Source organism: Sodalis ligni (assembly GCF_016865525.2).
Classification (GTDB): domain Bacteria; phylum Pseudomonadota; class Gammaproteobacteria; order Enterobacterales; family Enterobacteriaceae; genus Acerihabitans; species Acerihabitans ligni.
This window is the reverse complement of the sequence record NZ_CP075169.1, coordinates 5,123,425-5,140,335: the sequence shown is the minus strand read 5'-3', so window position 1 is coordinate 5,140,335 and position 16,911 is coordinate 5,123,425. Positions and strand designations below refer to the sequence as shown.

Here is a 16,911-nt window from a genome sequence, read left to right as displayed (position 1 = left end):
GGGACTCAAAGCCTGAAGAAAACACATTAAGAATATGGAGCTAAACATGGCGTGGAATCAGCCCGGTAATAACGGACATGACCGCGACCCGTGGGGGAGCAGCAATAACAGCGGCAACTCTGGCGGAAATAATAATAAAGGCGGGCGTGAACAAGGACCTCCTGATTTGGACGATATCTTCCGTAAGCTCGGTAAAAAAATAAGCGGGTTTGGCGGAGGCAATAAAAACCCGGAGGGTACCGGCGGCGCCAAAAGCCCCGGCCACGGCAGGCGTTACATCGGACTGGCCGTGGTGGTCCTGGTGGCTATCTGGGCCGGCAGCGGCTTCTACACCATCAAGGAAGCGGAGCGCGGCGTAGTCACGCGCTTCGGAAAATTCGACCGCCTGGTGCAGCCGGGCCTGAATTGGAAACCCACCTTTGTCGATCATGTGATTGCGGTTAACGTTGAGTCGGTACGCGAGCTGGCGGCGTCCGGCATCATGCTTACCGCCGATGAAAACGTCGTGCGCGTGGAAATGAACGTGCAGTACCGCGTCACCGACCCGGAACGCTACCTGTTCAGCGTAACCGATGCGGACGACAGCCTGCGACAGGCCACCGACAGCGCCCTGCGGGGCGTTATCGGCAAGTACACCATGGATCGCATCCTCACGGAAGGGCGTACCGTGGTGCGCAGCGATACGCAGCGGGTATTGGAGGAAACCATCCGTCCATACGACATGGGCATTACCCTGCTGGACGTGAACTTCCAGGCGGCGCGTCCCCCTGATGAAGTGAAGGCCGCGTTTGACGATGCCATAGCCGCCCGTGAAAACGAGCAGCAGTACATCCGCGAGGCCGAGGCGTATGCCAACGAGGTCCAGCCGCGCGCTAACGGCCAGGCGCAGCGTATCCGGAAAGAGGGGCGCGCCTACAGAACCCGTACCGTGCTGGAAGCGCAGGGTGAAGTTCAGCGCTTCGCCAAACTGCTGCCTGAATACAAAGCCGCGCCGGAGATTACCCGCCAGCGTTTATATATAGATTCGATGGAACGGTTATTAAGCCATACGCGTAAAATTCTGGTGAACGACAACAAAGGGGGCAATAACGTGATGGTGCTGCCGCTGGATCAAATGCTGCGCAATGCGCCGGCGAAAGCATCCAAGGATACCGCCACGGACAGCCTGCTGCGGCTGCCTGCCCTTTCCACCGGCGGAACGGCTGAACCCTCGCCTGTGGATATCGGCACTTCCGGCTCCATTATGGATCAGCGCAAAGCGAACGCCCAGCGTGACGATACCACTCGCGTAGGGAGGGACTAACCGATGCGCAAGTCTATTATAGTCATCATTGTCGTGGTGCTTGTGGCGCTGTATGCCTCTATGTTTGTCGTCCAGGAAGGACAGCGCGGCATCGTATTGCGCTTTGGCAAAGTCCTGCGCGACAATGAAAACAAGCCTGAGATCTTCAATCCCGGCCTGCATTTTAAAATACCGTTTATCGAGACGGTGAAAACGCTGGACGCGCGCATCCAAACCATGGAAAACCAGGCGGATCGCTTTGTTACCATGGAAAAAAAGGATCTGATTGTGGATTCTTACATCAAATGGCGCATCAGTGATTTCAGCCGCTATTATCTGGCGACGGGCGGCGGTGACGTTTCTCAGGCCGAAGTCCTGCTGAAACGGAAATTCAGCGACCGGTTGCGTTCCGAACTCGGCAGGCTGGACGTCAAGGGCATCGTGACCGATTCGCGTAACCGGCTGATGACCGATGTGCGGGATGCGCTGAATAACGGCACCGCGGGGGACAATGAAATAGAGACCACGGAAGCGGACAACGCCATCGCCTCGGCGGCGGCGCGGGTCGCCCGTGAAACCAACGGCGCCCAGCCGGCGGTGAATCCCAACAGTATGGCGGCGCTGGGTATCGAAGTGGTGGATGTGCGTATCAAGCAGATAAGCCTGCCGGCTGAAGTCTCCGACGCCATATTCCAGCGTATGCGGGCCGAACGTGAAGCGGTGGCGCGTCGTCATCGTTCCCAGGGACAGGAAGAGGCGGAAAAACTGCGGGCGGCGGCAGACTATGAGGTCACCCGCACCCTGGCGGAAGCGCAGCGTACGGCATTAATCACCCGCGGCGAAGCCGATGCCGAAACCGCACAGCTGTACGCCAACGCCTTTGGCGCGGATCCGGCTTTCTTCACCTTTATCCGCAGCCTGCGCGCCTATGAAAATAGCTTTAGCGGCAACAACGATATTATGGTCCTTAGCGCGGACAGCGATTTCTTCCGTTATATGAAATCGCCCGATGTCGCCATACCGGCCACCCCGGCTGCTCCGGCAGCCCGGCCCTAACGAATAGATGATGTTTATGCCAAGGCCCGTTGACGCGGGCCTTTTTTTTCGAGGTTTCCATGAATCCTACAATTTGGATGGCGCTGGGACTGGTATTGGTTCTCGAAGGGCTGGGACCGATGCTGTTTCCGGCGGTATGGCGCAAAATGATCGGTTCCATGACGCTGCTGCCCGATAAATTATTGCGCCGCTTCGGCGGAGGGTTAGTAGTGGCCGGCGGTGTAATCTACTACATGTTGCGCAGCAGAATGGGAGGGTGATCGCAGCCACAAAAACAGTCAATATTGATGTTAAAAGTACTGAAAGCCACCCACTGAGATGTTAGAATCCTTTTTAAGCAATCTGGTGAAAATTGAGAGATGGGTAAGAACGTTGTCGTACTGGGCACCCAATGGGGTGACGAAGGTAAAGGCAAAGTCGTAGACTTGCTGACTGAGCGGGCTAAATATGTTGTTCGCTATCAGGGCGGACATAATGCCGGTCATACTTTAGTTATCGACGGTGAAAAAACCGTACTTCATTTGATCCCTTCAGGTATTTTACGTAAAAACGTATCCAGCATTATTGCCAACGGTGTGGTGTTATCCCCCGAGGCGCTAATGAAAGAGATGGGTGAGCTTGAAGCCCGTGGTGTACCCGTACGCGAACGATTGCTTATTTCAGAAGCTTGTCCCCTCATCCTCTCCTACCATGTCGCCCTGGATGCGGCACGGGAGAAAGCCCGCGGCGACAAGGCCATCGGCACCACCGGCCGTGGTATTGGCCCGGCTTATGAAGATAAAGTCGCGCGCCGCGGATTACGCGTAGGCGATCTCTTCGATAAAAAAACCTTTGCCGTCAAGCTGAAAGAAATCGTCGATTATCATAATTTCCAGTTAGTGAATTATTATAAAGTCGACCCGGTGGATTATCAGACCATCCTGGATGATATTCTGGCGATTGCCGATATCCTTACCGGCATGGTTGTCGATGTTTCCGACCTGCTGGATAATGCCCGCAAGCGCGGCGAGCTCATCATGTTCGAAGGCGCGCAGGGTACGTTGCTGGATATCGATCACGGTACCTATCCCTATGTCACCTCATCCAACACCACCGCCGGCGGCGTTGCTACCGGTTCGGGCCTTGGACCGCGCTATGTGGATTATGTGCTGGGTATCGTCAAGGCCTATTCCACCCGCGTGGGTGCCGGCCCGTTCCCCACGGAGCTCTTTGATGATGTCGGCGAGTATCTGAGCATCAAGGGCAATGAATTCGGCGCAACCACCGGCCGACGCCGCCGTACCGGCTGGCTGGATGCGGTTGCCGTTCGCCGCGCGGTGCAGATCAATTCCCTGTCCGGTTTCTGCATGACCAAGCTTGACGTATTGGACGGTTTGAAAGAGGTGAAAATCTGCGTCGCTTATCGCATGCCGGACGGACGCGAAGTGAAAATCACTCCGCTGGCCGCCGAGGGCTGGGACGGTATAGTGCCTATCTATGAAACGCTGCCGGGCTGGAGTGAATCCACCTTCGGCGTCAAAGAGTTCGATAAGCTGCCGGAAGCCGCGCGACGCTACATTCGCCGGGTTGAGGAAGTGACCGAAGTGCCGGTGGATATCATCTCAACGGGGCCGGACCGGACCGAGACCATGATACTGCGTGACCCATTTGACGCATAATGGCAGTAAATCCGTCAAATTCTGAAAACACGACAAACCGGGCAAGTCCCGGTTTGTCTATATTTATTATATGGTTAACCCACATAGCGACTTTTTGCCTGTACCGCCCGATGACAAGTCTTATAGCCTGTTCGGTTCCTAAAGGTTACTCTTATTACATCCGTTCCAAGTGCGTGTGGATATGTCGCCAATGCCGGCCAATCATATACCCAATGGATTTCGAATTTCAGCAAGGCCAATGCACCAGCAACTTGAAGTATGACGGGCATAGCGCGGAATATTGTCCTCATCACTGCCTGCCGGTGGTTACAGGTATTGCTGCGGGCCTTTCGATATTTTTACAGGTCATTAATCATGCCGCCGGTCTGATTTGGTGGTGGAAAATCCACCGCTTTACTTATTATTGCTTGTTGAATGACATCGGCACAGCAACCTGTTTTAGACAATGGAGGTAGCGCAATGTCTCAAGATCCCTTTCTCGAACGAGAGGCGGAAAAATACGAATTCCCCGTGCCGAGCCGGGAATTTATCCTGGACCATTTGGCCAAACGGGAGACGCCGGTCAGCCGCGAAGAGCTGGCCCAGGATTTGGATATTACCGGCGAAGATCAAATAGAAGGTCTGCGCCGGCGTTTACGCGCCATGGAGCGCGACGGCCAGCTTATTTTTACCCGCCGGCAGTGCTACGCGCTGCCTGAGCGCCTGGATTTGCTGCGCGGTACGGTCATCGGCCATCGCGACGGTTTCGGCTTTTTACGGGTCGAAGGCCGCAAGGACGATTTGTACCTCTCCGCCGAACAGATGAAAATGGCCATCCACGGCGACGTGGTGCTGGCGCAGCCGCTGGGAGCCGATCGTAAAGGTCGCCGCGAAGCGCGCATAGTGCGGGTATTGGTGCCCAAAACCAGCCAGATTGTCGGTCGGTATTTTACCGACGCCGGCAGCGCGTTTGTGGTGCCCGACGACAGCCGGTTGAGTTTCGATATCCTGGTGCCGCCGGAAAGCACCGGCGGGGCCCGTATGGGCTTTGTGGTAGTGGTGGAGCTCACTCAGCGTCCCACCCGCCGCACCAAGGCCATCGGCAAGGTGGTGGAGGTCCTCGGGGACAATATGGGGACCGGGATGGCAGTGGATATTGCCGTACGATCCCACGATATTCCCTACACCTGGCCGCCGGAAGTGGACAGCCAGGTGGCGACGCTTGCGGAAGAAGTGCCGGAAGAGGCGAAGCGCGGCCGGGTGGATTTGCGTCCGCTGCCGCTGATGACCATTGACGGCGAAGATGCCCGCGATTTTGATGATGCGGTATTCTGCGAAACAAAACGCGGCGGCGGATGGCGTCTTTGGGTCGCCATCGCGGATGTCAGTTATTATGTCCGGCCGAATACTCCCCTGGACAACGAAGCCCGCAGCCGGGGAACGTCGGTGTACTTCCCCTCGCAGGTGATCCCCATGCTGCCGGAAGTGCTCTCCAACGGTTTGTGTTCGCTGAATCCGCAGGTGGACCGGTTATGCATGGTCTGTGAGATGACCGTCTCGGCCCAGGGCCGGCTTTCGTCCTACAAATTTTACGAAGCCGTTATGAACTCCCATGCGCGGCTGACCTATACCAAGGTATGGCAGATACTGCAGGGCAATGAGGAGCTGCGCGAGCAGTACCGGCCGCTGGTCAAACCGATTCAGACATTGCATGAAATGTATAAGGCGCTGGATCAGGCGCGGATGCAGCGCGGCGGCATCTCGTTTGAAACCGATGAAGCCAAGTTTATTTTTAACGCCGAGCGGCGCATCGATCGCATTGAGCCGGTGACGCGCAATGATGCGCATAAGCTGATTGAAGAATGCATGATCCTGGCCAATATCGCCGCGGCGCGGTTTGTGGAAAAGAATGAAGAGCCGGCCCTTTACCGGGTGCACGATCGTCCCAGCGACGATCATATTACCGCGCTGCGCAGCGTGCTGGGTGAGTTGGGGCTGACTCTGGGCGGCGGAGCGAAACCCGAGCCGAAAGATTACGCCGAAATGATGAATGTGGTGGCTAATCGCCCGGATCACGAAATGCTGCAGACCATGCTGCTGCGGTCGATGAAGCAGGCGATTTACGATCCGGAAAACCGCGGCCATTTCGGCTTGGCATTGCAGGCTTATGCCCACTTTACCTCGCCCATAAGGCGCTATCCGGATCTCTCTTTACACCGCGCCATCAAATATCTGCTGGCGAAACGGGATGGCGAGGCCGTCGGCCGTGCCACCGCCAGCGGCGGCTGGCATGCCGAAATGGCGGAAATGCTGCAATTGGGCCAGCAGAGCTCCATGAGCGAACGCCGGGCCGATGAGGCCACTCGCGACGTGGCGGATTGGCTGAAGTGTGATTTTATGCAGGATCACGTGGGTCAGGTATTCAGCGGCATCATCGCCAGCGTGACCGGTTTTGGCTTTTTTGTCCGCCTGAACGATTTATTCATCGACGGCCTGGTGCATGTTTCCACCCTGGATAACGATTATTACCGTTATGACAATATCGGTCAGCGGCTGATCGGCGAATCGGGCGGGCGGGTCTACCGTCTGGGCGACGTGGTGGAAATCAAGGTTGAAGCAGTCCATATGGATGAACGCAAAATCGATTTCTCCCTGATATCCAGCCGCCGTCAACCCCGTGGCGCGGGTAAAACCGAGCGCGTTCGGACGCAGCAGGCGGCGCGCGGCGCCAACGGCGCCGGCGGTGAGAGTAAAACTCCCCGCCGCCGCCGCTCCGGCAAAAAGCCGGCTAACTTCGAACCGGACAGCGCGTTTCGCGGCAGCGAACGCCAGGAGGGCAAGGCTAAAAGCCAGCCCGCCAAGGCCAAGGCGTCCTCCGCCGGGGAACATGCCGCGGGCGGCGAGGCGGCTAAACCAAGACGCAGCAGGAAAAAAGCCGGCACTGCCGGTAAATAAAATAATACCGCGCCTCCAGCGCGCTGCAATCCGCCCCTGTCTTAAACCGGCGGGGCGGATGCCGGAATAAACCTCCGGGCTTGAACATTGCTACTTAACTAAAAGATCAACATGAGCGAAATCATTTACGGCATACACGCCGTTAAAGCTTTATTGGACCGCGATCCGCAGCGTTTTCTTGATGTCTATATCCTGAAAGGCCGCGACGACCGCCGCCTGCACCCCCTGATTGTCGAGCTGGAGGCTGCGGGGATCGTCATCCAGATTGCGAACCGGCAGTGGCTGGATGAAAAGGTCGAAGGGGCGGTACACCAGGGCATCGTGGCACGGGTCCAGGAAGCGCGCCAGCTACAGGAAAACGATTTGCCGGGGCTGCTGCAACAGCATGCCGCGCCGTTCCTGCTGGTGCTGGACGGCGTCACCGATCCCCATAACCTGGGAGCCTGCCTGCGCAGCGCCGACGCCGCCGGGGTGCATGGGGTGATTGTGCCGCGGGATCGGTCCGCCCCCCTTAGCGCCATAGCCAAAAAGGTCGCCAGCGGCGCGGCGGAAACCGTGCCCTTGATTCGCGTCACCAATCTGGCGCGGACCCTGCGTTTGCTGCAGGAACATAATGTGTGGATTGTCGGTACCGCTGGCGAGGCGGATCATGACCTCTACCAGAGCAAGCTTACCGGCCCGCTGGCCCTGGTAATGGGCGCCGAAGGCGAAGGCATGCGCCGTTTGACCCGCGAGCATTGCGATGAGCTGATCAGCATTCCGATGGCGGGTTCGGTATCATCGCTGAATGTCTCGGTGGCCACCGGCGTCTGCCTGTTCGAGGCGGTGCGCCAGCGTCAAATCGGTTGAACATAACGGTATGCCTGCGTCCTTAGCGATACAGGATGACGTCGGCGCGCCACTTGCCCGACGTTATCAGTTCTGATAAAGCGACAATCTGGTAATAGGTGGCATGAGCAGCATTGGCCTTGACGCGAACGACATGCTCAACATCCATGGGACTGCCGCGTCTTTCCACCGAGAATCGGTCGAGGACCTGCAGTGACCCGGCCTGATCGCGCTGGATTTCCTGTGCCTGATGGGTGGGCGGCGGCGGCGGGACCGGTTTGCCTTCCAGTACGCTGCAGCCTGCGAGGGCCAGCAAACCGAGGGCGGTAACCATTACGGATAGCGATTTCATGGGATATAAGCCATTGAGTTAAACACGACAAGTATATCCCAGTATGCGGCCCGGCGATCTTGATGCGCATTAAAAATCAAAAGGCTGCCTATCCATAAAAAGCGGTGGTTTCGCCGGGTCGTCACGGGATAGTGCTAAGGAGATTTTATGGTTGAAATGCATCAGGAAAACATCGGCGGCATAGAAGTGATACACGCGGTACCGGCCGGGCAATACGCGCAGCCGCTGCCGACGATTTTCTTTTATCATGGCTATACCTCCTCCAAAGACGTGTACAGCTATTTTGGCTATGCACTGGCGAAATCCGGGTTTCGGGTGATTTTGCCGGATGCCCCCATGCACGGCGCCCGTTTTAACGGTGATGAACAGCAGCGTCTCGCGCACTTTTGGGATATCCTGCGCGCCAATATCGATGAGTTGCCGGCGCTGAAAGACTCTCTGGAACGGCAGGGGCTGATTGACCGGGGGCGTATGGGTATCTGCGGCGCATCCATGGGAGGTATGACCGCGCTTGGGGCCATGGCGCGTTATCCCTGGTTAACGGCGGTGGCGGAATTCATGGGATCCGGCGATTATCTGCGGCTGGCCAGGACCCTCTTTCCGCCGGTCCCGCTGACCTCGTCCGCCCGGCAAAAGGAATTCGAGCAACGAATGGCTCCCCTGGCGGAGTACGAGGTGTTTCACCAATTGGATAAGCTCAGCGACCGGCCCCTGCTGCTTTGGCACGGCGACGCCGACCCGCTGGTGCCGGCAGAGGAGAGCCGCAGGCTGTACCAGGCTCTGGCGGCGCGGGGAAGCGCGGGCCGGGTGACTTATATTACCGAGCCCGGCGTCGGGCATAAAATCACGGTGTCCGCCCTGGCGGCGGCGGTGCTGTTTTTTCAGCGCCATTTGTAATGCCGACGGCCTTCTGTAGACGACGGGCAGAAAAAAGCCCCTCTAGGGGGCTGAATACGACAACATTTCTTTATTTTTGTATATCCCCTGGTGTTGGGATATCTGGCTAAAAGGGGGACGTTCCAGCCGGCGTGAGCGCACCGCCGGTGGGAAGTTGAGTCAATGAGTATATGACAGACTGCGATGGCGAGAAATAACACTTTATTGATTAAGTTAATCAGTTTTTTTGATTAAAAGCATGATTTTTAGATAGTTTATTTGCTAATTAATTATCATTGAAGTAACTACTCCGCCGCCGCCGGCCTTACCCCACAATCTGCCCTTGTATTCACGCCCCCATAAATGTAAGATTGCGCGTCATTTTTCGACCGCACAAATATCACGTTCCTTGCTTCCATGGGCCGCGGTTGACCCTGACAGGAGGCTGAATAATCCGTAAGGAGCAATTCTGTATGCGTCATTACGAAATCGTATTTATGGTACATCCTGACCAAAGCGAACAGGTTGCCGGCATGATTGAGCGCTACACCGGTGTTATCACCAATGCGCAAGGCATCATTCATCGTCTGGAAGACTGGGGCCGTCGTCAGTTGGCTTACCCGATCAACAAATTGCACAAAGCTCATTATGTTCTGCTGAACGTAGAAGCCACGCAGGAAGTGATCGATGAGCTGGAAACAAACTTCCGCTTTAACGACGCCGTTATCCGCAGCATGATCATGCGCGTTAAGCATGCCGTCACCGAAGCTTCACCCATGGTGAAAGCGAAGGACGAACGTCGCGATCGTCGTGAAGATTTCGCCACCGAAGTCAACGATGATAATGATGCTGGGGATTCTGAAGAGTAATTGATGATGGCGGAAAACCGACTGACGCTGTCCGGCACCGTGTGCAAGACACCGATTAGGAAGGTTAGCCCGTCAGGTATTCCTCACTGCCAGTTTGTGCTTGAGCACCGCTCGCAGCAGCTGGAAGCCGGTTTTTCACGACAAGCATGGTGCCGTATGCCCGTGGTGGTCAGTGGAAAGCAATCACAAGAGATTACTCAAAGTATAACGGTCGGTACGCAGCTCTCCATTCAGGGTTTCATTTGTTGCCATCAAGGCCGCAACGGACTGACCAAAATGGTGCTGCATGCCGAGCAGATTGAATTGATAGATTCTGGAGACTAGCCATATGGCACGTTATTTCCGTCGTCGTAAATTCTGCCGTTTCACCGCGAAAGGCGTAATTGAGATCGACTATAAAGACATCGCTACGCTGAAAAACTACATCACCGAAAGCGGTAAAATTGTCCCGAGCCGGATTACCGGTACTCGCGCCAAATACCAACGCCAGTTGGCTCGTGCTATCAAACGCGCGCGCTACCTGTCTCTGTTGCCGTACACTGATCGTCATCAGTAATCGGTCACTGTCCAATAAGACTTTGAGAGGATAAGGTAATGCAAGTTATTCTGCTTGATAAGATTGCCAACAAGGGCAAATTAGGCGATACGGTTGACGTTAAAGCGGGCTATGCCCGTAACTACTTGGTACCGCAAGGCAAAGCCGTTCCGGCCACCAAGAAAAACGTTGCTGAATTCGAAGGGCGTCGCGCCGAGCTGGAAGCTGAAGTGGCCAAGGTTCAGGCCGAAGCACAGGCCCGTGCCGATAAAATCACTGCCCTGGGCAGCGTCACCATCGCGTCTAAAGCAGGCGACGAAGGTAAGCTGTTCGGTTCCGTGGGTACCCGTGATATCGCCGAAGCCATCACCGCCGCCGGCGTTCCCGTCGCCAAAAGCGAAGTGCGCCTGCCCAACGGCGTTCTGCGTACTATCGGCGACCACGATATCTCCATCCAGGTTCATGGCGAAATTTTCGCTACCCTGGATGTGGTTGTGGTAGCTGAAGCCTGATCTAACGATTAAGCGAGCGACAGTAAAAAAACAACGCCGGCGAAAGCCGGCGTTTTGCATTAATTGCGAATATAGCTGCCGTCGGACTGGCGAACAAACCTGACGCTGGCGGTGGGGCCGGTTTCGATCTCCAGCGATGTCACCACCCCTTGGGCATTGACGTGGATATCCACCTGCTGGCCGGCATGTAAACTGCTGAGCGGCTTATCGTCTCCTTCCGCCTGCGCCATGGCAAAAACATCCGCCACCGGCAGATTGTGCTCGCGGAACAGCTGCGCCAGGGTTTGCCCCTCCGCTATCCGATAGCGCTGCAGCTGGCCGTTGGCGGGCGTTGCCGGGGCGGCGGGAGAAGGTGCGTTATTGACGATTTCCGCCTGCATCACTCCCCCTTGCTGCCCGGTTTGGTTCGCGGCGACAGGCGGCGGCGCGTTGTCGCTGGGTGAATAGGGCCAGAGTATCGCCAGCAGAATAATCGCGGCGCAAATCAGGATGGCGCGCCGATGGAACAGGGGTAAAGGCCGCATCCACTTGAACTGTTCCGGCAGGTACCATAATTTTTTCAGGGGAGTCAGCATCGGACGGCCTGCTTTGGGATTATCATCGGGTCGCGGGCGTCGTGGCCACTTCCATTTGATCTCGCTGAGCCCTGGCACGGAAAACGCCGGGTTCTTATTTTTCCCGGGCGCAATTCTGCCCATGATAACCTCTCTTGCAATGGTTTTTCTCTAACCCGGGGAAGTATAAAGCGGAGCACACTGAACCTCCATGCTTAATTAACCCTGACTGCGAAGCAATCCGCCGAGGCGGGACACATTATCATCATAGAGGATTTTACCCGAAACGCCCGCGCTGTTATGCTGCGCCTTTCGCTTTTTATCAATTCAAGGATAAATGATGACTACACCTTCTTTAGACAGCGTCGAAGCGCAGGCCAGTTACGGTATTGGCTTACAAGTGGGCCAGCAGCTGCAAGAGTCGGGGCTGGAAGGGCTGTTGCCGGAAGCTTTGCTGGCCGGGTTAACCGACGCCTTGGCGGGTCATGCGCCGGCGGTGCCGGTTGACGCCATCCATCGGGCGCTGCGCCAGATCCACGAGCGCGCCGATGCGGTGCGTCTGGAGCGGCAGCAGCATTTGGCGGTGGCGGGGCAGCAATTCCTCGAAGCCAATGCCAAGGAGGAAGGTGTCCGCCAGACTGAATCCGGCTTGCAGTTCAAAGTGCTGCAGCAGGGCGAAGGAGCGATACCGTCGCGCCAGGATCGGGTTCGCGTCCATTACACCGGACGCTTGCTGGACGGTACGGTATTCGACAGTTCGGTTCAGCGCGGCGAGCCGGCGGAGTTTCCGGTCAACGGCGTGATCCCGGGGTGGATTGAAGCCCTGACCCTGATGCCCTTGGGCTCCCGCTGGGAACTCTATATTCCCCAGAATCTGGCCTATGGCGAACGGGGCGCCGGCGCCTCGATTCCGCCGTTCAGCGCCCTGATTTTCGAAGTCGAGCTGCTGGAAATCCTCTGACAGCCTCGGCGGGGGGATTAACATTCCCCCGCCCCGGCAGGCCGTTAATGGAATAGCTTTTCGCGGTAAATAACACTAGTCTACTATTATGTATACCCAATAGCTTTCAAGCTGCAGCCAACATAGCCGCGGCTTGAAAGATGACGGGTATGGTGGACAAATTCGAGGTATGCAATGATAGAACAGATCAGCCGGCTGGCCCGTGACGCGGGAGCGGCTATTATGCAGGTCTATGCAGGGGATATGCCCCTTGAACTGACCCATAAGCAAGATGCGTCGCCATTAACCGCGGCCGATCTGGCCGCGCATCGGGTGATCGCAGCAGGGCTCGCCGCCCTGGCGCCCGACATTCCCATACTCTCCGAGGAAGATCCCCCCGCATGGGAGGTTCGTCGCGGCTGGGACCGTTACTGGCTGGTGGATCCCCTGGACGGCACCAAGGAATTTTTGCGGCGCAACGGCGAATTCACGGTCAACATTGCGCTGATTGAGGAGGGTTTTCCGGTGATGGGCGTGGTCTACGCCCCTGCTACCGATCTGCTGTACGCGGCGGACAAGGATCATGCCTGGAAAATCACCGCGGACGGCCAGCGACTGGATATCCACTGCAAGGAAGCCCGGCCGCCGCTGGTGGTGATAAGCCGTTCCCACAGCGACGATCGGGAGTTGCAGGATTATCTGGCGCAGCTGGGGGAACATCAGACGGTGTCCATCGGTTCATCGCTGAAATTTTGCCTGGTGGCGGAAGGCAGCGCCCAGCTCTATCCGCGTTTCGGACCCACCAACGTATGGGATACCGCCGCCGGACATGCGGTGGCCGCCGCTGCCGGTGCGCAGGTTAACGACTGGACCGGCCATGCGCTGGATTATCATCCCCGCGAGTCCTTTTTGAACCCGGGCTTTCGGGTATCGCTGTTCTAAAAGGCGTTACATTGCACCGCGGGGTAGCAAGCGGTGCAATAACTCAATAACCTGCTGTACATCCGGCAGCGTCAATGCCCCCTCCTTGATATACCGAACCCGCCCGCCGGCATCCAGCACCACAATTGCCGAGCTTTTGGCCCGTAACCCCCATGCCTGTCGCACGTCGCCGTGGACATCCAGGATAAACTGGGCGGCGGGGGACATTTTTTTATTGTTTTCCAGCCAGTTGCGCGAATAGGCGAGGCTGCCGAACAGGGCATCGTCTCCGTTGACGATGGTAGCCGTTTGGTAATATTTCCCCGGTAAACTGGCTTTCTTGATGGCTTCAACCATCGCGGCGTTCATTTCGCTGGCGGAGGTGCGGGCAGCCATATGCTGTACCAGATGTATTTTTCCTTTTAGCTGCGCGCTATTCCAGGATTTATAGCTAAACTCGTTATTCTGATAAAGCAGCTCTCCTTTATCGGCGACGCCTACTCTGGGCAAGGGCGCGCCGATACGGAGATTATGGGCTTGCAGACCGAACGAGAAAAACAGAGTGAACATCAGCAACAAGAGACGACGGCGCATGGGGCGTTTCCTTCAATTGACCGGGCAAGGCCCGCGGCGTTGAAGAGGCCTTGTCCGATGTCGCGCCCGCGGTCGGGGCGTCTTCAGAATAAAAGTACTGCTTCAAGTGATAGGGCTTTTATAGCGTTCTGTCAAATTATGTAAATCCAGCTCAGCGTCCTGAAACTGCGTGAACTAATGCACATATGGCCACTCTTAATAAGTGGTAGTGTCAGTACTCTTGCCAACTGGCGTTTCGCAGGGCAGGACGATGTTAATTACGGGAGCAACGTAAAAAAATGAGAATCTTCCATCGCTTTAACGCTATCAAGGTAGCAACTTACGTTAAGACCTTATTTCGCGGCAGAATCTACATCAAGGGGTTCGGCGCCTTTGAATTCGATAAAGGTAAGATCCTGGTGCCCAAGGTCCGCGATAAGCAGCACTTCCATGTCATGTCCGAAGTAAACCGGCAGGTTATGCGATTGCAGTCCGAGATGGCCTGACGGACTTGCCCCTGTGGGATGCCTTGCATCGGCAGGGGCAATCCTTCTCCCCCGGCGCCGGCCGTTATCCGCTTTGCCAAACCCCCCGGTCAATCCCTCGCTATGGCGGGCCGTCTTTCCTAGGCTACATGGGTCTTGTCGGAGGTAGGCGCCAGCACCAGGGCGGACTTCTCTTCCAGCCGGGTGACCAGTAATTGATCGATTTTATAGCTGTCGATATCCACCACTTCGAATTTGAAGCCGGCATAGCGGACAAAGTCGGTGCGCTTGGGGATCTTGCGCAGCATGAACATCATGAAGCCGCCGATGGTTTCGTAATTGCCTGCCTGGGGAAACTCATCGATATGCAGCACCCGCATGACGTCGTCGATGGGCGTACCGCCCTCGATAAGCCAGGAGTTTTCATCCCGGGTAACGATTTGCTCTTCCAATCCCTGGCCCACCAGATCCCCCATCAGGGTGGTCATGACATCGTTGAGGGTAATGATCCCCACCACCAGGGCATACTCATTAAGGATCACGGCGAAATCCTCGCCGGCGGTCTTAAAACTCTCCAGCGCTTCCGACAGCGTCAGCGTATCCGGTACGATCAGCGCCGAGCGGATCTGCACGCCGCTGTTCAGCGCCAGGCTCTGATTGCCCAGCACGCGATTAAGCAAATCCTTGGAATCCACATAGCCGACGATATGATCGATATTGGCGTCGCACACCAGAAATTTCGAGTGAGGATGCGTTGAGATTTTTTCTTTTATACTGTCTTCGGTCTCGCGTAAATCGAAGTAGATAATGCTCTCCCTGGAGGTCATGGAAGAAGGCACCGTACGCGATTCAAGCTCGAAAACGTTTTCTATCAGTTCATGTTCCTGCTTGCGCAGTACCCCGGCCAGCGCGCCGGCTTCCACCACCGCGTAGATGTCGTCGGAGGTAATGTCCTCTTTGCGCACCATCGGCAGTTTAAGCAGGCGGAAGATAAGGTTGGCCAGGCCGTTGAATATCCATACCAGCGGACGGAATACCAGCAGGCAGAAGCGCATCGGGTTGATGATCCGGACGGCGCAAGCCTCCGGTGAAATCATACCGATGCGTTTCGGGGTCAGATCGGAAAAGAGAATAAACATGCTGGTCACCAGGGTGAACGAGCAGATAAAGCTGATTTGATCCGCCAGTTCCGGCGACATGAACCGCACCAGCAGGGCGGCGAAGGAGGGGGAAAAGGCCGCATCGCCCACGATACCGCCGAGGATGGCCACCGCGTTCAGGCCGATTTGTATCACGGTAAAAAATATACCCGGCGTTTCCTGGAGTTTCAGCACGCGTTGGGCATTGATATTGCCCTCGTCGGCCATAAGTTTAAGCTTGATTTTGCGTGACGCGGCCAGGGAGATTTCCGAGACGGAAAAAAACGCGCTCACCGCGATCAATAGTAAAATAAGCAGGATACTGTTTAACATAGTCTGGCCACCACGGGCTGACGTTTACACTCTTTATCTTTCAAGCTGCAGCGGTGTTGGCTTTGTTTCTCGGCTCATCCATGAGTCTCGCCCCATCGGGGCCGCTGCTCGCAGCATCCGGATCCGATCCGGCGGATTCGTCGCTGCGTTGCCGCCTTGCCGCAACTCGAAATTTCTACAGGGTATTATCAGCGCGCCTTTGAAGGGCAATGTGTCGTGAAAAGATAACATGTTACAAACCGTTACCGTGCTGCACCGGCAGCCCGCATAGTATAACAGCAGCCCCTGCGGGGCTGCTAATGATTACGCTTGCGGCGGCATGCACACGCCGATCCCGCCCAGATTGCAATAACCCTCGGGGTTCTTGTACAAATATTGCTGATGGTCGTCCTCAGCGTAATAAAACGGCGTTGCCGGCTCAATCTCGGTGGTCACCTGGCGTTTATCCCCGGCCTCGGCCATCGCGCGCTGGAATTGCGCTTTACTCTCGAGGGCGGCGCTTTCCTGCGCAGGGGTCAAGACAAAAATCGCCGAGCGATACTGGGTGCCGATATCCCCGCCCTGGCGCATGCCCTGCGCCGGGTCGTGGTTTTCCCAGAACTGCTGCAGCAGCTCTTTATAGGAGATCACGGCGGGATCGAAGACCACCCGTACCGTTTCCGCATGGCCGGTTTTGCCGGTGCAGACTTCCCGGTAGGTGGGATTAGGGGTATAGCCGCCGGCAAAACCGGCCGCCGTGCTATAGACGCCGGGCAATTGCCAGAACAATCTTTCCACGCCCCAGTAGCATCCCATGGCGAATAATGCGACTTCCAGGCCGTCCGGGACTTGGGTCATGGAGTGTCCGTTGACCACATGGGTGGTGGCGACCGGCATCGGCGTGGTGCGGCCGGGTAGCGCGTCACTTTGTGGTACAAGCTCGGATTTGTTGAAAATGTGCATCAGAGTTGTCTCCTGTTTAGGCAAATAATCGTAAATATGGGGCATCGCCTGTTGTTTAACACCTCTTCTTTACAGACAATAATCTTCAATTTTACGTTAAGATAGGTGTAAGGCTGTTATTT

At 56.3% G+C, this 16,911-nt stretch carries 19 protein-coding genes; 14 read left to right on the top strand and 5 right to left on the bottom strand.

Features of this window, described 5'->3' with window-relative positions; translation table 11 throughout:
• Positions 1 to 46 precede the first annotated feature (46 nt).
• The 6 genes from hflK to rlmB all read left to right on the top strand — a co-directional run bounded on the left by hflK (position 47) and on the right by rlmB (position 7,779).
• Positions 47 to 1,303, top strand: coding sequence for an FtsH protease activity modulator HflK (hflK, locus tag GTU79_RS24005; protein WP_214513430.1), 1,257 nt, complete (start codon positions 47 to 49; stop codon positions 1,301 to 1,303).
• A gap of 3 nt (positions 1,304 to 1,306) precedes the next feature.
• Positions 1,307 to 2,338 carry a protease modulator HflC gene (gene hflC / locus GTU79_RS24000; protein ID WP_132925704.1) on the top strand — a complete coding sequence of 344 codons (1,032 nt, stop codon included), beginning with the start codon at positions 1,307 to 1,309 and terminating at the stop codon, positions 2,336 to 2,338.
• Between the two features lie 59 nt (positions 2,339 to 2,397).
• A complete protein-coding gene (locus tag GTU79_RS23995; RefSeq protein ID WP_132925706.1) occupies positions 2,398 to 2,598 on the top strand; it encodes a DUF2065 family protein in 201 nt (66 codons plus the stop codon).
• Positions 2,599 to 2,697: 99 nt separating this feature from the next.
• Positions 2,698 to 3,996, top strand: a complete 1,299-nt coding sequence (locus GTU79_RS23990) for an adenylosuccinate synthase (RefSeq protein ID WP_203523966.1) — start codon at positions 2,698 to 2,700, stop codon at positions 3,994 to 3,996.
• A gap of 459 nt (positions 3,997 to 4,455) precedes the next feature.
• Positions 4,456 to 6,930: a ribonuclease R gene (gene rnr, locus GTU79_RS23985; RefSeq protein ID WP_203523965.1), complete on the top strand. Its 2,475-nt coding sequence runs from the start codon at positions 4,456 to 4,458 to the stop codon at positions 6,928 to 6,930.
• Between the two features lie 111 nt (positions 6,931 to 7,041).
• Positions 7,042 to 7,779 (top strand): 23S rRNA (guanosine(2251)-2'-O)-methyltransferase RlmB, encoded by a 738-nt coding sequence (gene rlmB / locus GTU79_RS23980; RefSeq protein ID WP_132925711.1) that lies wholly within the window; start codon positions 7,042 to 7,044, stop codon positions 7,777 to 7,779.
• A 22-nt stretch (positions 7,780 to 7,801) separates the two neighbouring features.
• On the opposite strand, the gene bsmA is transcribed toward rlmB, so the two are convergent.
• Positions 7,802 to 8,110 carry a biofilm peroxide resistance protein BsmA gene (gene bsmA / locus GTU79_RS23975; protein ID WP_132925713.1) on the bottom strand — a complete coding sequence of 103 codons (309 nt, stop codon included), beginning with the start codon at positions 8,108 to 8,110 and terminating at the stop codon, positions 7,802 to 7,804.
• A gap of 147 nt (positions 8,111 to 8,257) precedes the next feature.
• On the opposite strand from bsmA, the gene yjfP reads away from it, so the two are divergent.
• From yjfP to rplI, 5 genes are all read left to right on the top strand, one after another.
• Positions 8,258 to 9,007 (top strand): esterase, encoded by a 750-nt coding sequence (gene yjfP, locus GTU79_RS23970; RefSeq protein WP_203523964.1) that lies wholly within the window; start codon positions 8,258 to 8,260, stop codon positions 9,005 to 9,007.
• Between the two features lie 452 nt (positions 9,008 to 9,459).
• Positions 9,460 to 9,855, top strand: coding sequence for a 30S ribosomal protein S6 (rpsF, locus tag GTU79_RS23965; RefSeq protein WP_132925717.1), 396 nt, complete (start codon positions 9,460 to 9,462; stop codon positions 9,853 to 9,855).
• 6 nt (positions 9,856 to 9,861) lie between these two features.
• Complete coding sequence (gene priB / locus GTU79_RS23960) at positions 9,862 to 10,179, top strand: primosomal replication protein N (protein WP_165934299.1); 318 nt, start codon at positions 9,862 to 9,864, stop codon at positions 10,177 to 10,179.
• A gap of 4 nt (positions 10,180 to 10,183) precedes the next feature.
• Positions 10,184 to 10,411 (top strand): 30S ribosomal protein S18, encoded by a 228-nt coding sequence (gene rpsR, locus GTU79_RS23955; RefSeq protein ID WP_214513429.1) that lies wholly within the window; start codon positions 10,184 to 10,186, stop codon positions 10,409 to 10,411.
• A 38-nt stretch (positions 10,412 to 10,449) separates the two neighbouring features.
• Positions 10,450 to 10,902, top strand: coding sequence for a 50S ribosomal protein L9 (gene rplI, locus GTU79_RS23950; RefSeq protein WP_132925721.1), 453 nt, complete (start codon positions 10,450 to 10,452; stop codon positions 10,900 to 10,902).
• Positions 10,903 to 10,961: 59 nt separating this feature from the next.
• Here rplI and GTU79_RS23945 read toward each other — a convergent pair whose 3' ends face one another.
• The gene (locus GTU79_RS23945; protein WP_203523963.1) at positions 10,962 to 11,477 is read right to left on the bottom strand and encodes an OapA family protein; all 516 of its coding nucleotides are present in this window, start codon (positions 11,475 to 11,477) and stop codon (positions 10,962 to 10,964) included.
• A gap of 319 nt (positions 11,478 to 11,796) precedes the next feature.
• Here GTU79_RS23945 and GTU79_RS23940 point away from each other — a divergent pair, with 319 nt between their 5' ends.
• Complete coding sequence (locus GTU79_RS23940) at positions 11,797 to 12,417, top strand: BamJ family beta-barrel-assembly machinery protein (protein WP_132925725.1); 621 nt, start codon at positions 11,797 to 11,799, stop codon at positions 12,415 to 12,417.
• A gap of 174 nt (positions 12,418 to 12,591) precedes the next feature.
• Entirely contained in the window at positions 12,592 to 13,338 is a 747-nt protein-coding gene (cysQ, locus tag GTU79_RS23935) for a 3'(2'),5'-bisphosphate nucleotidase CysQ (protein WP_203523962.1), read from the top strand.
• A 6-nt stretch (positions 13,339 to 13,344) separates the two neighbouring features.
• Here the strand turns inward: cysQ and GTU79_RS23930 are convergent, their stop codons facing one another.
• The gene (locus tag GTU79_RS23930) at positions 13,345 to 13,911 is read right to left on the bottom strand and encodes a YtfJ family protein (protein ID WP_203523961.1); all 567 of its coding nucleotides are present in this window, start codon (positions 13,909 to 13,911) and stop codon (positions 13,345 to 13,347) included.
• A gap of 278 nt (positions 13,912 to 14,189) precedes the next feature.
• On the opposite strand from GTU79_RS23930, the gene GTU79_RS23925 reads away from it, so the two are divergent.
• The gene (locus tag GTU79_RS23925; RefSeq protein WP_132925731.1) at positions 14,190 to 14,396 is read left to right on the top strand and encodes a DUF1107 domain-containing protein; all 207 of its coding nucleotides are present in this window, start codon (positions 14,190 to 14,192) and stop codon (positions 14,394 to 14,396) included.
• A 119-nt stretch (positions 14,397 to 14,515) separates the two neighbouring features.
• Here the strand turns inward: GTU79_RS23925 and paeA are convergent, their stop codons facing one another.
• Together paeA and msrA are read right to left on the bottom strand one after the other, a co-directional pair.
• Positions 14,516 to 15,847 (bottom strand): polyamine export protein PaeA, encoded by a 1,332-nt coding sequence (paeA, locus tag GTU79_RS23920; protein ID WP_132925733.1) that lies wholly within the window; start codon positions 15,845 to 15,847, stop codon positions 14,516 to 14,518.
• A gap of 303 nt (positions 15,848 to 16,150) precedes the next feature.
• Positions 16,151 to 16,789 carry a peptide-methionine (S)-S-oxide reductase MsrA gene (gene msrA, locus GTU79_RS23915; RefSeq protein WP_132925735.1) on the bottom strand — a complete coding sequence of 213 codons (639 nt, stop codon included), beginning with the start codon at positions 16,787 to 16,789 and terminating at the stop codon, positions 16,151 to 16,153.
• Positions 16,790 to 16,911: the final 122 nt, after the last annotated feature.